This is a genomic window from Lysinibacillus fusiformis (assembly GCF_003049525.1).
In the GTDB taxonomy this organism is placed as follows: domain Bacteria; phylum Bacillota; class Bacilli; order Bacillales_A; family Planococcaceae; genus Lysinibacillus; species Lysinibacillus fusiformis.
Genome location: NZ_PYWL01000009.1, coordinates 88,687 through 111,988 on the forward strand (window position 1 = coordinate 88,687; position 23,302 = coordinate 111,988).

The following is a 23,302-nucleotide window of genomic DNA, read 5'->3' on the forward strand; positions in this document are numbered from 1 at the left end:
AAATGGTCGAAATGTGAATAAAAAGCATTAATTACATCGAAAAATATTTAAAATACATTTATACTAGCATTATATATTTAAAATATGGAAAAATAGACGAAATTAAGAGTAATAGTAGATTTGGAGGTTCTAGAATGGATAAGTCATCGGTCATAGGGTTAATAATTGCGTTTATAGCGCTATTAACAGGGATGGTAATGAAGGGTGTAAGTTTAACAGCTTTTTATAACCCAGCAGCTATCCTAATTATCATCTTTGGTACTATTTCCGCAGTAACAATTGCCTTTCCAATGCAAGAGTTAAAGCGCGTACCAAAGCTATTTAAGATTCTTTTTAAAGAAACTAAATTAGCAAATGATATTGAAATTATTAAGATGTTTTCGCAATGGGCTGACTTAGCTCGTCGTGAAGGGCTATTAGCTCTTGAAAGTAAAGCATCAGAAATTGAAGATCCGTTTTTGAAAAATGGTCTTACATTAGCGATTGATGGACAAAATGCAGACTACATCCGTGATGTATTAACAGAGGAAGTAGAAGCTATGGAAGAACGTCATGCTAGTGGTTCTGCCATTTTTACACAAGCAGGTACATATGCACCAACTCTTGGGGTTCTTGGTGCAGTAGTAGGTTTAATCGCCGCATTGGCTGATATGAATGATATCGAAAAGCTTGGACACGCTATTTCAGCAGCTTTCATGGCTACATTACTCGGTATCTTTACTGGTTATGTTTTATGGCACCCATTTGCGAATAAATTAAAACGTAAATCTGCTTTAGAAGTGAAACAAAAGAGAATGATGATTGAGGGTATCCTTTCAGTATTAGAAGGGGAGGCTCCACGTGTAATTGAACAAAAACTATCATCATACTTAACGATGGAAGAACGTCGTCAAATTTCTGTTGAAAGCGGGGCGGGTGGCCTTGGCAAAGAAAGCTAAGAAAAAAAAGCATGATGAGCATATAGATGAGTCTTGGCTAGTACCATATGCCGATATCTTAACATTGCTCTTAGCTGTGTTTATTATACTATTTGCTTCAAGTTCAGTAGACCAAGAAAAGCTAGAAAGAATGTCAGCCGTTTTTAGTCAGGTTTTTGATGGCGGAACAAGCTTTTTAGAGCAGCCTTCACCAGTGCCTAGTCCAAATGCGGATAGCGATCAAACACCACAACAAAATTCAGCCTACTTAAAGGATCAACAGGAGTTGGCTGAAATTAAAGATAGTGTCGATAATTTTATCGCTGTCAATGAAATGGAAGGTCAATTCGCTACAGAAATGACAGATGAAGGCTTACTTGTGACAATTCGTGATAGTATTTTATTTGATCCTGGTCAAGCAACGATTAAACCAGAGTATATTCCTATTGCGAAGGAGCTTGCGGGTGTATTAGTATCCAATCCTCCACGTAATATTGTTATTACTGGTCATACGGATAATGTTCCAGCGGGCCCTAACTTCTCTTCAAATTTAGAGCTATCATTAATGCGTGCCTCTAATTTTTATATGGTTTTATTAGACAGTAATTCTCAATTAAAATCTGAGAACTTTAGTGCAAAAGGCTACGGTGAAAACCGAGCGATTGCACCTAATGATACAGCAGAAGGCCGTGCGAAGAACCGCCGTGTCGAAGTACTTATTCAGCCGCTAGTGACTGAGGATGGCTCGGAAGCGAAGAATACACAATAAATTAAAAAGCTATTAGCACGGACTGTTTGTCTCATGCTCATAGCTTTTTTGTTTGCTTATTTACGTAAAGAACCCAATTCAGCCACAATCGCTTGCATTTCGCTTGGGCTAAAGGAATCTCTTTTCATAACCATTTCATATAAATACGTTAAGTCTTCATAGTTTGCTTCATTGAAATGTTCCGATTTCATTGCATCGACATTTACCATACGAAGCTTATCCTTCATTTGATCAATCATATAAATAACGTTTTCCTTTGACGGGACTGATAAATCCATTTTTTACCCTACCTTTCGTACTCTTCGCAATAATCATTTCATTGAATAAAAAAAATGTCAACTCCGTATTTGAGCATTGCTTTAAAAATAGACTGTTATTGGGTAGAATAAGGGCAGTACACTAGTTTATTTATGAAATATTAGGGAATATGCAATTACACAAGCAGGGGGTTTTAATATGGGTCAAAGTAAATTATTAGTATCAATCGTAGCAGGAGCAGCAATTGGTGCAGCATTAAGTATGCTCGATCGCAGTACTCGCGAAAAAACAATCGACACAACTAAAAAAATGAAAGAAGCTGTCACGTACTATGCAACAAATCGTGAAGAATTACAGGTTCTAGTGGAGGAGAAAGTACTGGCTGCGAAGGTGCTTTGTGAAAGTGTGTCAGACAATGTCAACACTATTGCAGAGAAGGTAGAGGAATTTAAAGAATTGCCAACTACGATTCAAAGTATGATTGATGACACAAAGTCAGCTTTTACTTTACCTCATAAAGAATAATTGTAGTTTTAGGAGGAGTTGTATGGAAAAGAAAAAGGCAACAATGCAAAATGCCTTTGGATACGTCAAATCATTCGTGTCTCCTGAGGGAGAAGCGATTGATGTCATGACATCCAAGGGCTTTGTCCAAGATTTGATAGGTCGGTTAAAGCGAGTAGAAATTTCAGCGCTTTCCGCACAGCTCGCTTATTTCTTTTTACTATCATTCTTCCCATTACTTATCTTCCTTGTGACATTACTACCATATCTTAATTTGGAAACAACGCAGGTTTATTCATTTTTAGTAAATGTATTGCCAGATGAAGTTTATAAGCTTATTGAAAATACGTTGAAAGAAATTTTAACAAACCGTAATAGTAGTTTATTGTCCATCGGGGTACTAGGTACGATATGGTCGGCATCTAAAGGTATTAACGCGCTAATTCGAGCTTTGAATAAAGCATACGATACAGAAGGAAGAGCGGGTATATTAGATAGAGGGCTATCTCTTGTTTTTACAGTGGCTCTTGTTATTGTCATTGCAGTCGCTCTTCTATTGCCAGTATTTGGCCAGCAAATAGGTCATTTCCTATTTTCAATCGTCGGCATAGAGGAACAATTTGAATCGGTCTGGCATAATTTAAGATGGTCAATACCACCGATACTTATTTTTATTGTTTTAATGGGTATTTACTGGTTCGTGCCTAATACAAGCCCAAGGTTGAAAATATTGGGTGTTTGGCCAGGGGCGATGTTTGCTACACTTGGCTGGTTAGTGGTCACATATGCTTTCTCTTTCTATATTAATAACTTTGCGAATTATTCTGCTACATATGGTAGTATTGGTGGCGTTATTATTTTAATGCTCTGGTTATATTTTACGGGAATTATTTTAATCTTTGGTGGAGTATTAAATGCTACAATGCAGAAAAGGGCGTTACAAAAGCAAATTAATAGATAAGGAAATGACCAGATAAAAAAATAGCCTCGCTTCTCGTAGGAGAGAAGTGAGGTTATTTTTTAAACATTTTTATTCAGCATGCGTAAGCCATTCAAAATAACGAGAATGGTACTACCCTCATGCCCGATTACACCTAAAGGTAAATCGACTACTTGTAAAAAGTTAGAGGCAATTAAGAAAATAATTACCCCAATGGAAAAGATAATATTTTGTTTGACAATTCGTTGCATTTTACGAGACAGACGAACAGCATAAGCGATTTTAGATAGGTCGTTTTTCATTAATACAACATCAGCTGTTTCTAACGCAACGTCTGTACCTTCACCCATCGCAATACCAGTAGTTGCGGTAGCCAATGCAGGGGCGTCATTGATGCCATCACCAACCATTCCTACAAAGTGATGTTGGGACAGCAAACGTTTCATTTCTGTTACCTTCGTTTCAGGTAGACACTCCGCTACATACTCTGTAACACCAGCTTCTTTTGCAATTACTTTCGCTGTTTTTTCGTTATCGCCAGTAAGCATGACTACTTGAATACCAAGCTCTTTTAATAATGACACAGCTTTTTTCGCTTCGTTACGGACGGTATCCTTTAAAGCTGTTAATGCGACAATGCCATTCTGGTCACGGATGAAAATAACCGTTTTACCTTGTGCAGCAAGTTTTCCCGCAGCGCCATTTGCAAAATCATTGGCATGTTGAGCATTCACAAATTCCGGTTTACCAACTTGATATTCCTTGTTGTGAACGATCCCTTTCATACCCCATCCTGGGATATCCTCAATTGTTGCTTGTGGTAAGGCAGTAACTCCTTCCGCTTTTGCATAGGAAGTAATGGCTTGAGCAAGAGGGTGGTTGGACTGTGTTTCAATCCCTGCAAGAATAGCTAAAGCCATCTGAGGTTCGAATCCATCGCGGACAATAAAATCTGTCACGACTGGTTTACCTTGTGTTAATGTTCCTGTCTTATCGACTGCTAATGCCCCTAAAACACTGAGATGCTCTAAATGTAAGCCACCCTTAAATAGCACACCATTTTTGGCGCCATTTGAAATAGCTGCAAGTGTCGCAGGCATGATGGCTGCGACGAGTGCGCAAGGAGATGCAACAACCAATAAAACCATGGCACGATAAAAAGTTGTTGTCCAATCCCAACCTAGTACGAAATGGGGAAGGAACATCATGATAGCTACACCAAGTAAAACGAATTTCACATAAGTTCCCTCAAATTTTTCGATGAATTGTTGAGACGGAGATTTTTCACTTTGAGCACTTTGGACAAGCTGGATAATTTTTTGAAAAAGTGTTTCTGAATTGGCCTTCGTCATTTCCATCGTAATCGCACCATTTAAGTTTACTGTTCCTGCAAAGATTTCATCACCCTCGCTTTTTAAAACGGGTAATGGTTCACCGCTTATAGCTGACTCATCAATGGAAGACTGTCCTTTAAAAATAATACCGTCGGCTGGAATACGTTCCCCAGGTTTGATCAATAAATGGTCACCAATTTGTAAGGTAGAAACGGATACTTTCATTGGCTCAAAGTTGCCTCGAACTAACCAGGCTTCTTCTGGCTGAAGATTCATTAATGCAGATATTTCACGATGACTTTTATTCATAGCATAAGTTTCAAGTGCACCACTTACTGCAAAGATGAAAATAAGAATAGCACCTTCTGTCCAATAACCGATGGCTGCGGAACCAATAGCTGCTAATACCATTAGTAGTTCAACATTCAATTTCTTATCTTCTATTGTTTCTTCAATACCTTCTTTTGCTTTGGCAAATCCACCTACACAAAAGGCAATGACATAAAGAAGAACAGAAGCGGTTGTTTGTCCGCTTGTATCTAAACGCCATGCAAGTAAGATGAATATACCAGCGATTAACGCAGCGATTAATTCTGCATGCTCCTTTATTTTCTCAATTAAACTTATATTTTCTCGATTAGAGTATTCCATTCTTATCCCTCCTGATAATGAAAATCAATATCAAAACCTTTAATTATAAACACTTAAATGTGATGTGTAATTGAAAATGGATTTCAATTACCATATCTTTTATTTAGAATTATTATAACAAAGGAACTTATAAAAATAAAGAGGAGAGTTGAAAAAGTGGGATTTTTTATTAATAGAAAAAAGGCACAGTCTATTCACTAGGAATATTCTGTGCCTTATAAAAGTGTGCAGTCAGAAGGGCTACTGCTTACTTATATTGAATTAGAAAACTCTTTCTGCGTGCAATGCAAGTTTTTCTAAAGATGATTTATCGACATCTGCGTGTAAGGAGTTGCCGTGTGAATCCATTGTGACAACTGCTGTGAATTTTTCAACATTTAAGTGCCACATAGCTTCTGGAATACCGAATTCCATTAAATCAACACCATCTACACCTTTAATGCAGTCTGCGTAATATTGGGCTGCTCCACCGATAGCATTTAGGTAAACACCACCGTGTTCATTAAGAGCTTTTAATGTTTTTGGTCCCATACCACCTTTACCGATGACAGCACGAATACCGAATTTCTTCATGATATCACCTTGATATGGCTCCTCACGAATAGAAGTAGTTGGACCAGCTGCTTTTACTGTCCAATTGCCTTCCTCATCTTTTGCCATAACTGGACCACAGTGATAAATAACTTGTCCATTTAGATCCACTGGTGCATCATGGCTCATTAAATGATGGTGGATAGCGTCACGACCAGTATACATACGTCCTGTAATAGAAACTACATCTCCAACTTTTAGTGAACGAATTTGTTCTTCTGTAATTGGTGCAGTAAGCTCTACTACATTTGTTGTGTTGTCTTCTGTTGTAGCAGCCACTTCATCCTTGAACGTAATTTTTTCACCTTCTTGGTAGTGCCATTTAATGATTTCACCAGTTTGAGGATCGATGTCAACAGCCATACGACGGTAAGCCCAGCAGTTATATGCTACAGATACATAGAAGGAAGCTGGAATACGGTGCATAACCCCAATTTTACAGCCTAGTAATGTTGCTTCACCACCGAAGCCCATTGTACCGATACCAAATGTATTAGAAGTTTTCACCACATACTCTTCTAATTTGGCAAGATCAGGATTCGGATTTGTATCTTCGACATGACGGAATAATTGTTCCTTTGCTAAATCGTAGCCAGAAGAACGATCTCCACCAATACCAACACCGATGAAACCAGCTGAACAGCCCTGACCTTGTGCTTGGTATACAGAGTGTAAAATACACTTACGGATACCATCTAAGTCACGACCTGCACGACCAAGACCATCTATTTCACATGGAAGACTGTATTGAATGTTTTTGTTCTCACAGCCGCCACCTTTTAGAATTAATTTAATCGTAATGTAATCATTTTCCCATTGTTCAAACTTCATAACTGGTAAACCATCGCCAAGGTTATTACCGCTATTGGCACCAGTTAATGAATCCACTGCATTTGGACGTAGTTTTGCATCAGCTGTCGTATCAATGATTGCTTTTTTAATCGCAGCTTTAATTTCTAGTTGGTTTACGCCCACAGGTGTATAAATTTTGAAAGTTGGAAGACCAGTATCTTGACAAATAGGTGATACATTATCTTCTGCCATAATAATATTATTTGAGATTGTGTCTAAGCTCATTGCCGCACGTGTTCCAGCATTCTCCGCTTCTTTTGCTTTTTTAATCGCACGACGTACATCCTTAGGTAAATTCGTGGATGTTTCAGTAATTAAATCATAAAGACTTTTCTCCAAAGTTTGTTGATTCATTCGTGTATTGCCCCCCATAGAAAATTTGATTATTTCCACGTAACATTATACTCTTTTCAACTAATGAAAAAAAGAGTCCTTACCTATGAGGGATAAATTTACGCATAGTTTAATAGTATTTTAATAGAGAGTTGATTTTATAGAACGTTTGTTCTAAACTAATAATAACCCACAATTAGGAGGAATTTGTATGTCTGCTAAAACTTTACTTGAATTACCGGAAGAATTTGAACAATATAGACCGCTAATAGAGGAAACAATGAAGCCTGTTGTCCTTATTGATGCGGATGCTGGAAAAACAACCTTGTTTCAGAGTAAGTTTGCGGGGGACCCTTATTTCCCACTAGCAATGGAATATCCTAAAAATGCAAGTGGACAACCACTAAAGCTTTTAGCCCAAGTTAATTTTGCAGAATTGCCTAAGCATTTGCCGAATTTCCCAGAAGAGGGGATAGTGCAGTTTTATATTGATGGCTATGACGATGTATTAGGAATGGACTTTGATAATGGCAAAAATCAAGAAGGTTTTCGTGTCATTTTTCATGATACCGTTATACATGATGAAGCGCAGCTTATTCAAGATTTTTCATTCGTAGAAAAGGAAGATGAGGAAATGTATTTTCCAGTAGAGCGTGAAATGACATTATCTTTTAAAACAGGTTTTGAACCCTTATCAATTGATGATTACAGAGCTAATGACATTTACAGTCATATCTTAACGACAATTGAAGATAACGAAACATTAGAAGATGCCTTTTATGATGCTTTAACTGGGGATGGACTTAAAATCGGTGGTTATCCTTTCTTTACACAAGAAGATCCACGTGCATACGGTGATTATACAGACTCTACAATTTTGCTATTGCAAATAGATAGTGTGGGGGATGATATACTATGGGGCGATTGTGGAGTTGGCAATTTCTTCATTACTGAGGAAGAATTAAAAAATAAAGACTTTAGCAATGTTCTTTACAATTGGGACTGTCATTAAAAAAACAAGCGAGCATACACAGTGCTCGCTTGTTTTGTAATTTTTATTGTTCACGAGCATTAAATTGCTCCATTTTGTCTTCTAGGTCATCCATCATTTGAATTAAACGATCAATATCATCTAATTCAGCTGTTTCAGGATCTAGGGCATCTAATACTTCTAAAAACATTTCAAGACGCTCTCTTAAATAGGTTACTTGCTGTTTTTTATCAGTGATTGGCTTGGACATTCGTACACCTCATTTCATCCCTTTCATCGTAGCTGATTTAGGCTGAAATTTCAATGTTTAGGTAGACACCTAGGACTAAGCGATTAATTTTAAAAATAAGTAGACGGAATATTTACAATATTGAATTTGTATGTTAAAGTTGTTTTAAGATAAAGTAAAGGAGCTGATCGAAAACATCTTTACAACTCTAACTCGAAAAGGAGGGAGTTTAAACAAGTACTCGGTAATAATCAAAAGCCGAATTTCGTGTTTATACAATTAAATGACTATAAGTATTCGTTAAGCCTTAGCGTAAAATCACATGTGGTGAGCGCTAAGGCTTTTTGGTATGCTGTTCTTTGGGAGATTGATTGGAGGAAAAGATGACATACTTCTCAGATTACAGCAAAAAAAGATTTACCATATTAGTAATAATTGTATCCATATCAGGCTTTTCGCAAGGGATGTTATTACCGCTCATTTCTATAATTTTTGAACGTGATGGCGTTTCCTCAGCATTAAATGGCTTGAATGCAACGGGCTTATACATAGGGACATTATTAATTTCACCATTTATAGAGCAACCATTACGAAAATGGGGCTATAAACCGATCATTTTGATTGGGGGCGCACTTGTTTTTATCTCCTTATTGGCATTTCCTTTATGGAAAAGCGTCACATTTTGGTTTGTGCTTCGTTTACTGATTGGTGTGGGGGACCATGCCTTGCACTATGCCACTCAAACATGGATTACTAGTACTGCTGATCATAAAAGCTTGGGAAAAGGGATGGCTATCTATGGCTTGTCTTTTAGTATAGGTTTTGCCGTTGGGCCACTGATGGTAAAGTTGATTGAAATAGGTGAAGCTTTACCGTTTATTGTTTCGTCAATCATGTGTTTAATGGCGTGGTCTTTTGTATTCTTCTTACAAAATGAAAAACCTGAGCGTTTAACAGGGGACTTACATGCAAGAGGGTGGAAGCGTTACAAAATGGCTATTTTATTTGGTTGGATTGCTTTTTTAGGGCCTTTTGTATATGGATTCCTCGAATCTTCATTAAATGCATTATTCCCCGTATATGCACTACGTAAAGGATTTGAGGTTGGCATGATTCCAATTATTTTATCGGTCTTTACATTTGGCGGTATTTTAACTCAAGTACCATTAGGTGCACTGGGCGATAAAGTAGGAAGAAGGAATATTTTGATGGTAGGGTCATTTGGTGGCGCTATTATTTTCGCAATTGCCAGTTTTTTAGAACATTCACAAATGGCTGTCGCTATAGCGTTTTTCTTAACGGGTACACTAGTTGGCTCGATGTTCTCTTTAGGGATTACATTTATGGCAGATTTAACGCCAAAGGAGCTACTGCCTACTGGGAATTTACTCTGTGGAATTGCCCTAAGTATAGGTAGTTTAACCGGACCGTTCTTAGGTGGAGTTTATTTAGAATATGTAAAAAACTATAGCTTCCTTTTACTTGTAGCAATGCTATTGCTAGTTGTGGCTTTCATATTACTCCTATTTGGACGTCTTAAGAACAAACAGGCATCGATGGCAAAATAAAAAGAGCGGGGCTCATCTCCCGCTCAAAAACAAAAAAACGCCCAGCAAATCCGTGCTGTTATGGCGTTTTTTGCGTAACAAGGATGTTCCGTCCAAGTTACATAGGTTTGGCACCTAAAAAAGAATTATACAGACAAATTCTTATGAAATCAATAAAAATAAAAAGGGATATTTTGGACATTGTTGCTATTTTTAAATATAATGGAAGAACACTTGCTTAAGAAGGAGGTTTTATCATGACCGAAATGAAAAAACTATCTATTCATCGCGCTTTAACAGAATTAAAAATGCTACAGCAACGGATTGAAGGGGCAACAAATGAGGTTAGCTCTGTAGTAGCCAATCGTAAAAGTAATCAGAAAATAAATGGAATAGAAATAGTTGAGTATGAGAAACAAATGCAAGCATCCTACGATAAAGTAATGGGCTTAATTAGCTATAGACATAAAATAAAAGCTTTAGTTGTACAATCGAATGCCCGTACAATGGTAATCGTTGGAAAGGAAGAAATGACTGTCGCGGAGGCCATTGAGCGGAAACAATCTATTCAATATGAAAAGAATTTGCTAGAAGTCATGCAACATCAATATCGTTCTGCTATTCAAACAGTCGCCAAAGAAAATGATGCCTTACCAGCTAAACTGGAAACCTATTTAATTAATATATTAGGCAATAAAGATAAACAATCTCCGGAAGAAGTAAAATTACATACGGACACATTTATGAAAAGAAATGAATTTGAAATCATTGATCCACTAAATGTCAAACAACAAATAGAGACATTAAGTAGTCGGATCGAGGAGTTCGAATCAGAGGTCGATGCAGTCTTATCTGAATCGAATGCCACAACATTTATTGAAGTCCAAGCTTAAAGGGATATGCATGGCCTTGCGAAAACGGAAAACGAAGAGTCGCTCGCGCTTTAAGGCATGTGTGTGAGTTTAAACATCAAACATGCCTTACACAAATAAAACTTACAATGAAAATAACCTAAAAGCTTAAAGGTTAAAGGTAAAAGTATAAAATTTACGCTTCAAAAATCTTTCTATAAAAGTTGAAAATTGAACCTTTAAAAATCTTTTAAATCCTGGGGTAATGGTTGAGGTATCGACTTTTCAGGACCGTCCGTCATCCACCAGGCAGCTCGTGCTGTGCATCATAAAGAAAGGACGTCTCCATTTATTTTGAGACGTCCTTTTTATGATTATTTATTTTTCAATACCAGCTTTGCAACACATTCTACCAGTTATGATTAAATGTCCGATAAATAGCAAAGTAACCATTAGTAACGATTATTATATTGTTTAAATTGGCGGCTATCAATCGACTCTGTTCCAACTCCTCATTAACCTAAACGAATGTGGTAACTGAGAGACTGTTTTTTTATTTCATCATATTTTTATAATTCTAGGATGCTAATAAAGTGACTGAAGAAAATGCATCACCTTACTAGGTTCCATACGTTTTTTATAGTCTGCCTCCACGCTAGCTAAACGGATAATTCCTGCTTTATCGATTACATAAGTAGCTGGTACTGGAAGTTCCCAAGAATGGTCACCATTAAATGTTTCGAGTGATATATCAAGCGATCTGTAGATAGGATACACATACTCAGGCAATTTAAATTTCAGATTATATTTTTCAGCAGTTTTATTTTGTAAGTCGCTTAAAACATGGAAATTTAATTCATTTTTATCTTGTACAGATGCAGAATAGTTTGGAGTTTGCGGGCTAACTGCAATTAATTGGCCACCAATTGCGTTAATGTCATCATTCATTCGCTGGTATGCTTTCAACTCAAGGTTACAGAATGGACACCATGTACCTCGGTAAAATATAAGAACAACGGGACCTTTCAAAATTTCCTCAGACAAAGTTATCTTTTGTCCTGTAGAATTCACTAAAGTGAAGTCAGGCGCTTTGACTCCAGCTATTAAACCCCTACCCGAATCAGATGTACGTAAATCATGAATGGATTTTTCGAATATATCCAGCACTTCCTTTGGGAGCACCTTTTCCATATGTGTAGCTGCTATATCTAATTCATTTTGCAATTTTTGAAATGGTGTGTTTTTCATTATGTCATCTCCGTATCGTATTATATTTTGTATGTAGTTATACGATACATCTTTATCTAGAAGAAAGATGTAATGTTGTTTACAACTCAATTTGAAAATCTCTATGCTACTTGATACTATCCAGCATTTTTTAGCCTATGAAATGTTCCTCTCCAAAAGCTTTTCTCGATGAATATAGATTGTTTTAAATCCTGTCTTAATGACTTCTTCTTTAACAAGTTCTTGTAAAACCACAGTTACAGCTTCTCTGGTTGCACCAACTAAATTGGCGATTTCTTGATGTGAAAGAGGAAAATCTATTTTGTAATACTCATTATCACCCGTAAGTCCAAACTGATCAGATAGCTTAATAAGCGCATATAAAACTTTGTCATGTAGTTTCCCAAGAGCTAGATTTTGCGTTAATTGACTCATACCGATAATTCGATTACTTAGTACTTTTAATAATGTCATCATAAATTGAGGCCGCTGAATTAAAAAATTTTCAAATCTTTCCTTATTCATCAAACAAATGTGGCTTTCCTCTATCGTTTCAATATAATTCTCTCGAGTACCAAATGAAATAATATCCATTTCCCCAAATACATTACCTTCGTTAAGTATATCCGAAGTAAACTGCTTACCTTGTGCATTTACTTTATACAGGCGCAACTTCCCCCTTTTAACAAAGTATAGCCCCTCCGAAAAAGTTTCTGGTGTTTGAATAAAAGTGTTTTTCGGAAAGGTCGTTATTAAAGTTAATTGTTCCATCTCTATTAAATCTTCCATCGAGAGCGAATTAAGCAGATTAAATTGTGATAAGTATTGAATGTTATCCATTTTTCCTCCTTATAATTGCATGAGCCCCCCAAGACTATAACACAATGTAAACATATTGAAATCAATCAATAATTGGTGACAGTCACTCAACGTTTTTCATTTTGTTTTTCAAATGTTGAGCTATTCTTATTAGAGAAGAAAACTGTAGCAATAGGTATCAAAAAAGAAAAAAGCGCAGTCTACAAAATGCAGACTACGCCTAATCAAGTCGCCAAAATTTACAAAAGAAATATCATTTTCGATGTTCTGCTTTAAGAACCATGGAGCAAACACATTCTACCTGTGCCGTTTGTGAGAACATATCAACAGGTTGAATGTACTCGACATGATAAAGCTTCGATAGTTGCTGTAAATCCTTCGCTAATGTAGATGGATTACAAGAAGTATAAACAAAACGCTTTGGTTTAAGCTTAAGCACGGTTTGGATAAACTCGGGTGCTAGACCTGTACGTGGTGGATCTACTGTAATAACATCTGGTGTAAAGCCTTCTTTGCGCCATTTTGCTAAGACACTTTCAGCAGTACCAACAGCATATTTGGTATGCTTGAAGCCATGGTTGCGCGCATTTTTACGGGCATCTTGAATGCTTTCGGGAATGACATCCATCCCTCGAACTTCTTGCGCTTGATCTGCTAGCCAAAGTCCCACAGTCCCAACTCCACAATATGCATCCACTATTGATTCTTTACCAGTTAATGCAGCTGCTTTTTTAATTTCATTATAGAGATGAACTGTTTGTGTAGGGTTAAGCTGGAAAAAAGCACGAGCCGATAAGTCAAAGGCCAATTCGCCAAGCTCTTCATGTATCGTTTCTTTACCGTCAAGAACTATTGTCTCATCACCAAAAATTAAAGAGGTTTTCTCACGATTAATATTTTGTGCAATGGAGACAATGCTCGGATCGATTTTTTTAATCCGTGTAATCAGTTCAGCTAAATGAGGAATTTCTTTACGTGTAGTTACAAGTACAACTTGTGTTTCGCCTGTACGAATCCCTGTACGTACTACGATTGTACGCACTAAGCCATCAAGTGTTCGTCCATCATAAATAGTGATATTTAATTTTTGTAAAATCTTACGTGTTGCAACGGTAACTTTAGAAGTGACAGGGTGCTGCACAAGGCAATCGTTAATATTTAGAAGCTTATTACTGCCCTCAACAAATAAGCCTGCATATACTCGCTTGCCTTCCTTACGTACTTGGAATTGACTTTTATTACGATAATGCCAAGGATTATCCATTCCAAGTGTTTTTCGTACTTCCACCGTTTCAGCTAGAGGTTTCGCATAACGCTCTAAAGCTTGGATGACAATATCACGTTTTTCCGATAGCTGTTTTTCGTATGTCATATGTTGAAGCTGACAGCCACCACATTCATTGTAGACTGGACAAGGTGCTTCCTGACGGTGCTTAGAGACTTTACGAATGGATAAAATCTCAGCTTCAGCAAAATTATGTTGTGTCTTCGTAACCTGAGCTGTAATTTCTTCGCCAGGAATAGCTCCTTTGACAAATACTACATTTCTTTTATAAAAACCTACACCTTCTCCATTGATGCCAAGCCTTTTTATTATTAGTGGGAATTGTTGTCCCACGGTCATTGTTGTTTGCTGCGTCAAACGTTCCACGTCCCTGCTTTATAATGTCATCTCCCCATTATAACGAAGGAGCAGACGATTGCAAAGCAACAGGAAAATCTTCATATTCTAATACTAAATCATCAAGTGATAAGAAGGTATAGCCTTGCTTTTTGGCCTCTGCAATAAACATTGGCAAAGCTTCGGCATTATCTTGTGCAACAGTATGCATTAAAATAACGGCACCTGGATGCAATTGCTCCATGAGCGCATTATAGGCATAATCTGCACCACGTCGTTCATCTTTCATCCAATCCTTAAAGGCAACAGACCAAAAAATATGACGATATCCTTCCGCATTTCCTACTTCTAGCAGTTTGGCATTAAAGGTTCCTTCTGGTGGGCGAGCATAGGTTGTGCGGTCTATGCCAGTCAATTCACGTAATTTCCCATCAAACTTTCGCCATTCTGCACGCATGCCCTCTGGTGAAAGTCGAGCCATATTAGGATGACCATACGAGTGGTTGCCAATAGTATGACCATCCTTCACCATCCGTTTTACTAGGTCACTGGCACTGTCTAAATAATGCCCAGTTAAAAAGAAAGTGGCAGGTACATCTTCTTTTTCCAATGTATCCAAAATACTTTCGGTAAAGCCGTTTTCATAGCCATTATCAAATGTTAGGTAAGCAATTTTTTTATCTGCCTTGCCTTTATAAATAGCCCCGTATTTATCAAGTAATTGATCAAGCTGTGCACCAGCTTCTGCCTGTTCACCATTTTTTGCACGTTTAAAGCCCCAATGATGTTCATCAGAACCTGCAGCAAAATATGGATTAATGCTAATACCTGCGGCAATAATAAATGTAGCGATTACCGCACCTACAATATGTTGTTTCCACATAAAAAACGCATCCTTTCTTTTTCATTAGGATGCGTAAAATAGCTATAAATTATCCACTAATTCTGAGCAATTAATAAGTCTTCAAGTGCTTCTGTTAAATGCGGATATTTAAATATGAAATGATGCTCTTCTAACACTGCTGGTCGTACATGTTGACCCTCTAAAACAAGAGTGCTTTGTTCTCCAAGCGCCAAACGTATTGCAAAACTAGGAACAGGCAGCCAATGTCGTCTGTTCATGATCATTGCGATTGATTGCCCGAATTCTTTCATGCGCGTCGCATGAGGTGTGGTTACATTGAATGGTCCATGAATATTTTCATGAAGGATTGCGAAATATAAAGCACGTGCCACATCTTCAATATGTACCCACGAAAGCCATTGCTTACCAGATCCGATTGTTCCGCCAACATGCATTTGATATGGTAATAACATTGGTGGTAATGCCCCGCTCTCTCTACCTAAAATGACCCCAAAGCGTGCAAGGGCGACACGAATTCCTAATGGTTCTGCTCGTTTTGCATGGCGTTCCCAATCATGAACGGTCGTGCCTAAAAAATCGTTCGCCACATCAGTAAATGTTTCATCATAAATAATCTCTGAAGAATGGGGGTAAAAACCTACGGCACTTGCATTAACAAGGACTTTAGGTTTTTTCGTGAGCTTTTCCATTATGCGCACGATTTCAAGTGTCGCATGCATCCGACTCCAATAAATATCCTTCTTTTGTTTGTTTGTCCATCGACCATTGTTTAAAGAAACTCCCGCTAAATTTACAAAGGCATCTGCTCCTTCTAATGCCTCTATTGGTAGGGCTTCATCCTGCAACCATTGTACATAATGAATGCCATTTTTTTCGGAAGGTGCACTCCGAGTTAAGACAAAAATATTATGACCGTTTTCCTCTGCTAGCTTGATAAAAGCTTTTCCCACAAAACCAGTTCCACCCGCAATCACAATTTTCATAAGAATCACCCCATTTTTCAAAAATTACACTTACTAATAATTGTATCATTTAACACGTATGTGAACATCTAAAGTACCCCTAGAAGATGGGGGATGAATAGCATCGAATAACGGATACCATAAAAAGAAATGTTATAATGGACAGGTGAGGTGTTGGCTATGCGTATGATTACAAAAATTGCACGTCAAAAAAACAATCCTGAACGTTATAATATCTACTTAAATGAAGAATATGCATTTCCTGTTGACGAGGCTATTCTGCTTCAATTTGGTTTAACAAAGGGGAAGGTTCTCGATGAATTTGAAATTCAGGAAATTGCCTACGAGGATGAAATACGGAAGGCGTTTAATAAAGGATTAAACTTTCTTTCTTATCAAATGCGAAGTGAGCACGAGGTGAAGAAAAAACTTCTTACTTTAGAATTTGGTGAAGCGGTAGCTTTAGAAGCGATTCAGAAATTAAAATCGTATGGCTTTATAAATGATGAAAACTATACCAAAGCTTTACTGGATACAAAAAAGGCGACAATGAAAAAGGGACCGAGAGCTATTAGACAAGACCTCATTAAAAAAGGAATTGATAAAAACCTTCAAGATGAGGTACTTGCCACATATAGTTTGGAAGAACAAATCAAATTGGCCTTACAGTTGGCGGAAAAAATTGTACGTTCAGAAAAAAGAAAGACCCCAGCACAAGTAAAGGCTAAAATTCAGGATTATCTGTTAAGAAAAGGCTATGCATTTCCGATTGTAGAAGAGGTGCTTAATCAAATAGAGCTTGAGCAAGATGAAGAAAACTGGCAACCATTACTCGAAGCACAAGGCGAAAAAGTTTGGAAAAAGTACGTATCGAAGTATACTGGTTATGAGCTAAAAATGAAGGTGAAGCAGACGCTCTATCAAAAGGGTTTTCCTATAGAAGTAATAAACCGTTTTATAGAAGAGAAGGAGAATGAAGAATGAACGAAAAGAATTATGCTGCTATGTCTGAGCATGAACTGCGTGAGGAAATTGCGTTTTTAAAAGAAAAGGCACGAAAGGCAGAGCAGCTTGGGATCATTAATGAATTTGCTGTATATGAGCGTAAAGCATTAATGGCAGCGGCTTATTTAGTAGATTTAGACACAATTGTGCCTGGTGAAATGTATCGTATTGATCGTTCAGATAATGAATTTTTCCAAGTTGATTATTTAAAGGGACGCTTTGCATGGGGACATCGTTTAGGCGGTGACAAATATCAAGAGGCATTACCTGTATCTATGCTGTCTCCTGTAAAGGTGGGCAAATAAGTGGAGGGGAAAATTGAAAAATTGACAGCAGAACTGCTGGCAAAAAATCCACAAATGTCAGTTGGACGTGCCCGTGTCTGGGTTGAATTATTATGGAGCGACTTTGAATCAACTTCAGCCAAAGCAGGATATGATTATCGTGGGGCAGATTATACAGAAAATCTTGTCCGCCAATTAATTACAAGCTATGGTGATAAACTACATGCCTTTGCAGGGCGCAATCCAAAATATGCCCATCTCCTAGATGCTAGCGATGATATGATACAATAATAAAACCCTGACCAATGTTGGTCAGGGTTTACTGCTTAATTACTTGCACCAATTTGTAATTTTTTCTGAAGCTTATCTTCTGTAAAAATCCAACCCGTGTAAGATGTAACGATTTCATTATCGTCATTTAAATGTGCTACTGCCACAAAGGGGTAGCGATTGTCACTCCGATAACGCAAGTCGATTAAACGTACCTCCAATAAGCCGTTTTCTAGCTCAGAAATCTCCCATCGGTACATCGGGGAGAACGACACGAAGGCAGCTAAGTTAGGGTCTTTCATGGCTGCATGAATAAGGGCAGTTTGAGGTAAAGGTTTAATTTCGAATTTATCATAAATATTAACAGTCCTGCCATAAGCCCGCCCAACATAATAATGTGTTTTAGACTTGGCGGCAATTCGCCAATGGAAGAAGCGCATAGTTGGTGCTACGATAACATATTCTTCATCTTGTATCGTGCTGTGGACTGCATTTTTTACTGCTTTTTGAACAGCGAATCGTAACAGATAATAAATCACGATAATGATATACATGATGCTAAATGTCCAAACAGGATTGGCTCCAAAAGCCCATAATACAATACCCATACAATGCAAGGAAAAAATAATTGGATCAAATGTATTGATGACACCTAATGCAACCCATTTTCTGGAGAAAGGCCGTATTGCTTGTGTGCCGTACGCATTAAAAATATCGACAAAGACGTGAAGAGCGACAGCTAAAAATGTCCAAAGCCATAAATGAAACACATTTACGTCTTGCAAAATAAGGGAAATAACAGCTGTAATTAAGATTGGCCATATAGCTACTGCTGGTAGTGAATGTGTAATTCCGCGATGATGTCGAATATAGATAGCATTATTGCGTAGTTTTAGCACAGTATCAACATCCGGAGCTTGTGAGCCAATTATCGTACCTGCCATGACGGCAGTAAAGGTCATTGAGTGATTTGCTACTATAGGGTCGGCTAATGCAAGACCGCCAAGGGCAATACCCATAACGAAATGTGTACCTGAATCCAAAAATATCCACTCCTAGTATGCAGTAAAATCGAGTACAATTTGCATACATCTTTATTTCATTTATAAATAACTTTATTCAATTTTTAGTATGGTGACATTCGATAATGACGAATATTGTAAGTTATGGACGAATGTTCATTCTTTATTAATTGTATACCCTTTTCAACATAAATTAAATCGTAAAAACTTTGGAGGTCACTGTGAATTACCCATATGTAACAGAATTTCGACATTCTTTAGTCGAATGGTTTAACGCTGAGAAACGCGACTTACCGTGGAGACATACTACAGACCCCTATAAAATTTGGGTTTCTGAAGTGATGCTACAGCAGACACGTGTCGACACAGTTATTCCTTATTACAATCGTTTTATGGAAAGTTTTCCAACATTAGATTTGCTTGCAGAAGCTCCGCAAGATTATTTATTAAAGCATTGGGAAGGACTTGGCTATTATTCACGAGCGCGTAATTTACAGGCAGGTGCACGTGAGGTTTTAGAAAATTACGGAGGCGTGGTCCCCGATAATCGCCATGAAATATCAAAATTAAAAGGTGTTGGACCGTATACCGCTGGTGCTATTTTAAGTATTGCCTATAACAAGCCCGAACATGCAGTAGATGGCAATGTTATGCGCGTATTAAGCAGAGTGCTGAATATAAGTGAGGACATAGCCATACCAAAAACCAAAAAAATTTTTGAAGCTGCAGTGGAGGAGCTTATTGATCCTACTAATGCATCTTCCTTTAACCAAGGCTTAATGGAACTAGGGGCACTTATTTGTACACCTACGTCACCAAAATGTTTATTATGCCCTGTGCGAGAGTATTGTACAGCGTTTAATGAAGGTGAACCGGAAAAACTGCCAGTTAAATCGAAAAAAATAAAGATGAAGCATTTGAGTTATGATATTCTGGTCTGTCAAGATGAACAAGGACGTTTTTTAATGGAGCAACGTCCTGAAGAAGGGTTATTAGCTAATCTTTGGCAATTTCCAATGTTTGATACTAGTCAGGTTTCAGTAGAAAGCTTCTTAAAGGAATATTCCATCAGTGTACAAGCTAAGCATGAACTGCTTACGTTTAAGCACGTGTTTTCACATTTAACATGGCATGTAAATAGTTATTATATGAAGTGTGAATCTACATCGATGGGCGATTGGTTCACTCAAGAACAAATAGAACAATTGCCGATGCCTGTTCCCATGTTAAAAATTTGGGAAGAGGTAAAAAAATAAACAGGAAAATAAATCCTACTTTAAACGATAAATTAGTGAGCATAAAATTCATCACCTCGGTACACAATAATTAGCGTGGAGGTGAATGAATAATGAAAAAGCAAAACAACCAAAATTTCCAACCGAATAAAAACATGCAACGTCAAAGTGAAGAATTTGGTTATGAAACGGACGTAAATGAAGTGCAAAAGCAAAATGCTAAAGCAGAGCAAAAGAAAGCTCCAGCTTCAGGCCGTTTCTCTAAAACTAACCAAGATTTAGGTGAGTAACACTTTGTAATTGCATAATTGCATTTACCTCTAAGGGGCTGTCTAAAAATCCGAAAAGATGAAAAAGACAGCTCCTTTCTATATTCACTTAAAAAACCAAAAAATACCAAAATGGCGGAACTTCTAATAAATTTTGCTTAAAGTTAACGAAATTTTATACAAATTCAAAATAGCGTAGTGAAATTTGTGGTTTTCTAACTACACCTTTCGCGTACACATTGCTATAATATACTAGAGACTGCTAGATTTAGGTAGCATAGACGAAAAGGTGGGCTTCAAAATGGCATTACCAGTAGAAGGAGAAACGATACAAATACATAGTTATAAACACAATGGCCGCATCCACCGTGTTTGGCAAGAAACGATGGTTTTAAAAGGAACAAAAAATATTGTGATCGGTGCGAATGAACGGACACTTGTGACAGAATCCGATGGTCGTACATGGCTAACGAGAGAGCCTTCTATTTGCTATTTCCATGCGGAACACTGGTTTAACATCATCTGTATGCTACGAGAAGACGGCGTGTATTATTATTGCAATCTAAGCTCACCATTTGTGTTCGATAATAATGCCATTAAATATATCGACTATGATCTAGATATTAAAGTTTTTCCTGACATGTCTTATACGCTCTTAGATGAGGATGAATATGAGCTTCATCGTAAGGAAATGTCTTATCCTGATGTGATTGATAAAATTTTAAAGCGCAATGTCGATAAGTTAATAAGCTGGATTCAACAAAAAAAAGGACCATTTGCACCCGATTTCATCAATGTTTGGACAAATCGTTACAAGTTCCAGCTTGATATGCAGTCAGATGATTGTTAGTGACACCTATTAGTTAACTAATAGGTGTTTTATATTGCCTCTTTTAGCCACTCTTAATGAGCATCTTCCACACTGTTAGGGAAGGTACATACAAAATAGTTAGCGGTAAAGTCATCATAACTGTATTTTAATCAAAATATTGCTATAATACATAGGGCATTCATCAATGGATGCCTGTTTCTTTTTGTAAGGATGTGATGAAAACTTGGGAAGCATAAAGCGATATATGCGCTTTGTAAAACCATATTCTTGGGAAATCGTTCTAACGATTGTTATTGGTATAGTTAAATTTGCTATTCCATTATTTATTCCATTACTCATTAAAATTGTGTTGGATGATATTATTGCTGCGGACGACTTAACAAATGGAGAAAAAACAAAAGAGCTGTTATATTGGCTGGGCGGAACGATTATTGTGTTCTTTATTATACGTCCACCAATCGAGTACTATCGTCAATATTTTGCACAACATGTTAGTAATAAGGTGCTGTTTGATATTCGGAAGGAAATCTACGCACATTTACAACGATTAAGCTTAAAATATTATGCCAATACACGTGCTGGTGATGTTATTTCTAGGGTCATCAATGATGTTGAGCAAACGAAGAACTTTGTGATGACGGGTTTAATGAATGTGTGGCTAGACCTTGCAACCATTGTGATTGCAGTAATTATTATGCTAACCATGGATATTAAGCTCACATTAGTGGCCTTATTAGCGTTCCCGTTTTATGCATTGAGTGTGAAGTACTTTTTTGGAAAACTGCGGGACTTAACACGTAAACGTTCTCAAGCACTTGCAGGTGTACAAAGCTATTTACATGAACGAGTAGCTGGTATGAGTATTATAAAAAGCTTTACGCTAGAAAAGCATGAACAAACATTATTTGATGAAGCAAATGGGGAGTTTTTAGAGAAGGCCCTTGATCAAACAAAATGGAATGCTAAATCCTTTGCTGTTGTAAATACTATTACAGATGTAGCGCCTTTACTAGTTATTGCTTATGCAGGTTATGAAGTCATAAATGGTAATTTATCTGTTGGAACAATGGTTGCCTTTATCGCGTATATCGAACGATTGTATGGCCCACTTCGCCGTCTTGTTAGTTCTTCAACAACGTTGACACAATCCATTGCATCCATGGATCGAATGTTTGATTTAATGGATGAACCATATGAAGTGAAAAATAAAGTTGATGCGCGAGATTTACCATCCGCTACGGGAGAAGTTCGTTTTGACAATGTATCTTTCCAATATGAAAAAGAAGGAGTATCTATTTTAAATAACATAAATTTCACTATAAAACCTGGTGAGACTGTCGCCTTCGTTGGAATGAGTGGAGGCGGTAAATCCACCATTATTAGCTTAATTCCTCGTTTCTATGATGCAACCGATGGTGTCGTAACGATTGATGGACAGGATGTACGTGATGTTACATTGCATTCACTACGTTCTCAAATAGGAATTGTCCTCCAAGATAATATACTTTTCAGTGACTCCGTTAAAGAAAATATTTTAATGGGAAAACCAGATGCTACAGATGAGCAAGTGATAGAGGCTGCCAAAGCAGCGAATGCCCATGATTTTATTATGACTCTGCCAAATGGTTATGACACTAAAGTAGGTGAACGAGGAGTAAAACTATCAGGCGGGCAAAAACAACGAGTTGCCATCGCTCGAGTATTTTTAAAAAATCCTCCGATTTTAATTCTTGACGAAGCAACTTCAGCGCTCGATTTAGAGAGTGAAGCATTGATTCAGGAATCATTAGAGGAGCTAGCTCATGAGCGAACAACTATAATTATTGCTCATCGTCTTTCGACCATCACTCATGCTGACAAAATTTTTGTTATAGACCATGGTCAATTAATCGAAAACGGTAATCATGAGCAATTAATGACAAAGCAAGGGACATATTATGATTTATTCCAAGTGCAACATTTGGAGTAATAGTAGTGAATTTACACAGAAATCATCAATTGTGAAATTTTTTTCAAAAAAAGTCTTTCATTTTTTAAAAATGGAAGGCTATTTTTTTTTGAAAATCTATATAAAAATATTACTTTATAAGATGTAATTAATACTGAAGGCGAATGATGCAGAAA

24 protein-coding genes are annotated in these 23,302 nt (G+C 37.3%); 14 read left to right on the forward strand and 10 right to left on the reverse strand.

The annotated features are described in order from the left end of the window. Nucleotides 1-134 precede the first annotated feature (134 nt). Together motA and motB are read left to right on the forward strand one after the other, a co-directional pair. On the forward strand, nucleotides 135-938 hold the full coding sequence (gene motA / locus C9J29_RS18150) for a flagellar motor stator protein MotA (protein WP_008173543.1): 804 nt from the start codon (nucleotides 135-137) through the stop codon (nucleotides 936-938). Continuing rightward, the gene (motB, locus tag C9J29_RS18155; protein WP_008173542.1) at nucleotides 922-1,686 is read left to right on the forward strand and encodes a flagellar motor protein MotB; all 765 of its coding nucleotides are present in this window, start codon (nucleotides 922-924) and stop codon (nucleotides 1,684-1,686) included. Before motA ends, motB begins: the two co-directional genes overlap by 17 nt. Before the next feature lie 56 nt (nucleotides 1,687-1,742). On the opposite strand, the gene C9J29_RS18160 is transcribed toward motB, so the two are convergent. After that, the gene (locus tag C9J29_RS18160) at nucleotides 1,743-1,964 is read right to left on the reverse strand and encodes a DUF1128 domain-containing protein (RefSeq protein ID WP_008173540.1); all 222 of its coding nucleotides are present in this window, start codon (nucleotides 1,962-1,964) and stop codon (nucleotides 1,743-1,745) included. Nucleotides 1,965-2,142: 178 nt separating this feature from the next. Here C9J29_RS18160 and C9J29_RS18165 point away from each other — a divergent pair, with 178 nt between their 5' ends. Beyond that, nucleotides 2,143-2,469 (forward strand): hypothetical protein, encoded by a 327-nt coding sequence (locus C9J29_RS18165; protein ID WP_089986819.1) that lies wholly within the window; start codon nucleotides 2,143-2,145, stop codon nucleotides 2,467-2,469. Nucleotides 2,470-2,491: 22 nt separating this feature from the next. Further along, nucleotides 2,492-3,409 carry a YihY/virulence factor BrkB family protein gene (locus C9J29_RS18170; protein ID WP_090002971.1) on the forward strand — a complete coding sequence of 306 codons (918 nt, stop codon included), beginning with the start codon at nucleotides 2,492-2,494 and terminating at the stop codon, nucleotides 3,407-3,409. A gap of 59 nt (nucleotides 3,410-3,468) precedes the next feature. Here the strand turns inward: C9J29_RS18170 and C9J29_RS18175 are convergent, their stop codons facing one another. Together C9J29_RS18175 and C9J29_RS18180 are read right to left on the reverse strand one after the other, a co-directional pair. Beyond that, nucleotides 3,469-5,373 (reverse strand): heavy metal translocating P-type ATPase, encoded by a 1,905-nt coding sequence (locus tag C9J29_RS18175; RefSeq protein ID WP_096365861.1) that lies wholly within the window; start codon nucleotides 5,371-5,373, stop codon nucleotides 3,469-3,471. 261 nt (nucleotides 5,374-5,634) lie between these two features. Next, nucleotides 5,635-7,170, reverse strand: coding sequence for a fumarate hydratase (locus C9J29_RS18180; RefSeq protein ID WP_043989602.1), 1,536 nt, complete (start codon nucleotides 7,168-7,170; stop codon nucleotides 5,635-5,637). Nucleotides 7,171-7,360: 190 nt separating this feature from the next. Between C9J29_RS18180 and C9J29_RS18185 the strand changes: the two genes are divergently transcribed. Next, the gene (locus C9J29_RS18185) at nucleotides 7,361-8,161 is read left to right on the forward strand and encodes a YwqG family protein (protein WP_008173530.1); all 801 of its coding nucleotides are present in this window, start codon (nucleotides 7,361-7,363) and stop codon (nucleotides 8,159-8,161) included. A 43-nt stretch (nucleotides 8,162-8,204) separates the two neighbouring features. Here C9J29_RS18185 and C9J29_RS18190 read toward each other — a convergent pair whose 3' ends face one another. Continuing rightward, a complete protein-coding gene (locus tag C9J29_RS18190; RefSeq protein WP_008173529.1) occupies nucleotides 8,205-8,390 on the reverse strand; it encodes an SE1561 family protein in 186 nt (61 codons plus the stop codon). A gap of 362 nt (nucleotides 8,391-8,752) precedes the next feature. On the opposite strand from C9J29_RS18190, the gene C9J29_RS18195 reads away from it, so the two are divergent. Both C9J29_RS18195 and C9J29_RS18200 read left to right on the forward strand, forming a co-directional pair. Continuing rightward, entirely contained in the window at nucleotides 8,753-9,937 is a 1,185-nt protein-coding gene (locus C9J29_RS18195) for an MFS transporter (RefSeq protein WP_107922565.1), read from the forward strand. Nucleotides 9,938-10,173: 236 nt separating this feature from the next. Next, nucleotides 10,174-10,809 (forward strand): hypothetical protein, encoded by a 636-nt coding sequence (locus C9J29_RS18200; RefSeq protein ID WP_089986822.1) that lies wholly within the window; start codon nucleotides 10,174-10,176, stop codon nucleotides 10,807-10,809. 543 nt (nucleotides 10,810-11,352) lie between these two features. On the opposite strand, the gene C9J29_RS18205 is transcribed toward C9J29_RS18200, so the two are convergent. From C9J29_RS18205 to C9J29_RS18225, 5 genes are all read right to left on the reverse strand, one after another. Continuing rightward, a complete protein-coding gene (locus C9J29_RS18205; protein ID WP_089986823.1) occupies nucleotides 11,353-12,015 on the reverse strand; it encodes a peroxiredoxin-like family protein in 663 nt (220 codons plus the stop codon). A 135-nt stretch (nucleotides 12,016-12,150) separates the two neighbouring features. Beyond that, nucleotides 12,151-12,834 carry a Crp/Fnr family transcriptional regulator gene (locus C9J29_RS18210; protein ID WP_089986824.1) on the reverse strand — a complete coding sequence of 228 codons (684 nt, stop codon included), beginning with the start codon at nucleotides 12,832-12,834 and terminating at the stop codon, nucleotides 12,151-12,153. 232 nt (nucleotides 12,835-13,066) lie between these two features. Beyond that, the gene (gene rlmD, locus C9J29_RS18215; protein WP_096365899.1) at nucleotides 13,067-14,455 is read right to left on the reverse strand and encodes a 23S rRNA (uracil(1939)-C(5))-methyltransferase RlmD; all 1,389 of its coding nucleotides are present in this window, start codon (nucleotides 14,453-14,455) and stop codon (nucleotides 13,067-13,069) included. A 37-nt stretch (nucleotides 14,456-14,492) separates the two neighbouring features. Beyond that, the gene (locus C9J29_RS18220) at nucleotides 14,493-15,317 is read right to left on the reverse strand and encodes a polysaccharide deacetylase family protein (RefSeq protein WP_008173518.1); all 825 of its coding nucleotides are present in this window, start codon (nucleotides 15,315-15,317) and stop codon (nucleotides 14,493-14,495) included. Between the two features lie 56 nt (nucleotides 15,318-15,373). Then, nucleotides 15,374-16,282: a TIGR01777 family oxidoreductase gene (locus tag C9J29_RS18225; protein ID WP_107922566.1), complete on the reverse strand. Its 909-nt coding sequence runs from the start codon at nucleotides 16,280-16,282 to the stop codon at nucleotides 15,374-15,376. 159 nt (nucleotides 16,283-16,441) lie between these two features. On the opposite strand from C9J29_RS18225, the gene recX reads away from it, so the two are divergent. The 3 genes from recX to C9J29_RS18240 are packed head-to-tail and all read left to right on the forward strand — an operon-like array spanning nucleotide 16,442 to nucleotide 17,841. Then, a complete protein-coding gene (gene recX, locus C9J29_RS18230; RefSeq protein WP_107922567.1) occupies nucleotides 16,442-17,245 on the forward strand; it encodes a recombination regulator RecX in 804 nt (267 codons plus the stop codon). Beyond that, nucleotides 17,242-17,571: a YfhH family protein gene (locus C9J29_RS18235; protein WP_008173513.1), complete on the forward strand. Its 330-nt coding sequence runs from the start codon at nucleotides 17,242-17,244 to the stop codon at nucleotides 17,569-17,571. Before recX ends, C9J29_RS18235 begins: the two co-directional genes overlap by 4 nt. After that, complete coding sequence (locus C9J29_RS18240; RefSeq protein ID WP_107922568.1) at nucleotides 17,572-17,841, forward strand: YfhJ family protein; 270 nt, start codon at nucleotides 17,572-17,574, stop codon at nucleotides 17,839-17,841. 35 nt (nucleotides 17,842-17,876) lie between these two features. Here C9J29_RS18240 and C9J29_RS18245 read toward each other — a convergent pair whose 3' ends face one another. Then, nucleotides 17,877-18,863 (reverse strand): metal-dependent hydrolase, encoded by a 987-nt coding sequence (locus C9J29_RS18245; RefSeq protein ID WP_107922569.1) that lies wholly within the window; start codon nucleotides 18,861-18,863, stop codon nucleotides 17,877-17,879. 200 nt (nucleotides 18,864-19,063) lie between these two features. Between C9J29_RS18245 and mutY the strand changes: the two genes are divergently transcribed. The 4 genes from mutY to C9J29_RS18265 all read left to right on the forward strand — a co-directional run bounded on the left by mutY (nucleotide 19,064) and on the right by C9J29_RS18265 (nucleotide 23,147). After that, nucleotides 19,064-20,098: an A/G-specific adenine glycosylase gene (mutY, locus tag C9J29_RS18250; protein WP_107922570.1), complete on the forward strand. Its 1,035-nt coding sequence runs from the start codon at nucleotides 19,064-19,066 to the stop codon at nucleotides 20,096-20,098. Nucleotides 20,099-20,190: 92 nt separating this feature from the next. Beyond that, on the forward strand, nucleotides 20,191-20,367 hold the full coding sequence (locus tag C9J29_RS18255) for a gamma-type small acid-soluble spore protein (protein WP_008173504.1): 177 nt from the start codon (nucleotides 20,191-20,193) through the stop codon (nucleotides 20,365-20,367). A gap of 280 nt (nucleotides 20,368-20,647) precedes the next feature. Then, nucleotides 20,648-21,196 carry a nucleoside tri-diphosphate phosphatase gene (ntdP, locus tag C9J29_RS18260; protein WP_036120520.1) on the forward strand — a complete coding sequence of 183 codons (549 nt, stop codon included), beginning with the start codon at nucleotides 20,648-20,650 and terminating at the stop codon, nucleotides 21,194-21,196. A gap of 226 nt (nucleotides 21,197-21,422) precedes the next feature. Beyond that, on the forward strand, nucleotides 21,423-23,147 hold the full coding sequence (locus C9J29_RS18265; RefSeq protein WP_174804739.1) for an ABC transporter ATP-binding protein: 1,725 nt from the start codon (nucleotides 21,423-21,425) through the stop codon (nucleotides 23,145-23,147). Nucleotides 23,148-23,302 lie beyond the last annotated feature (155 nt).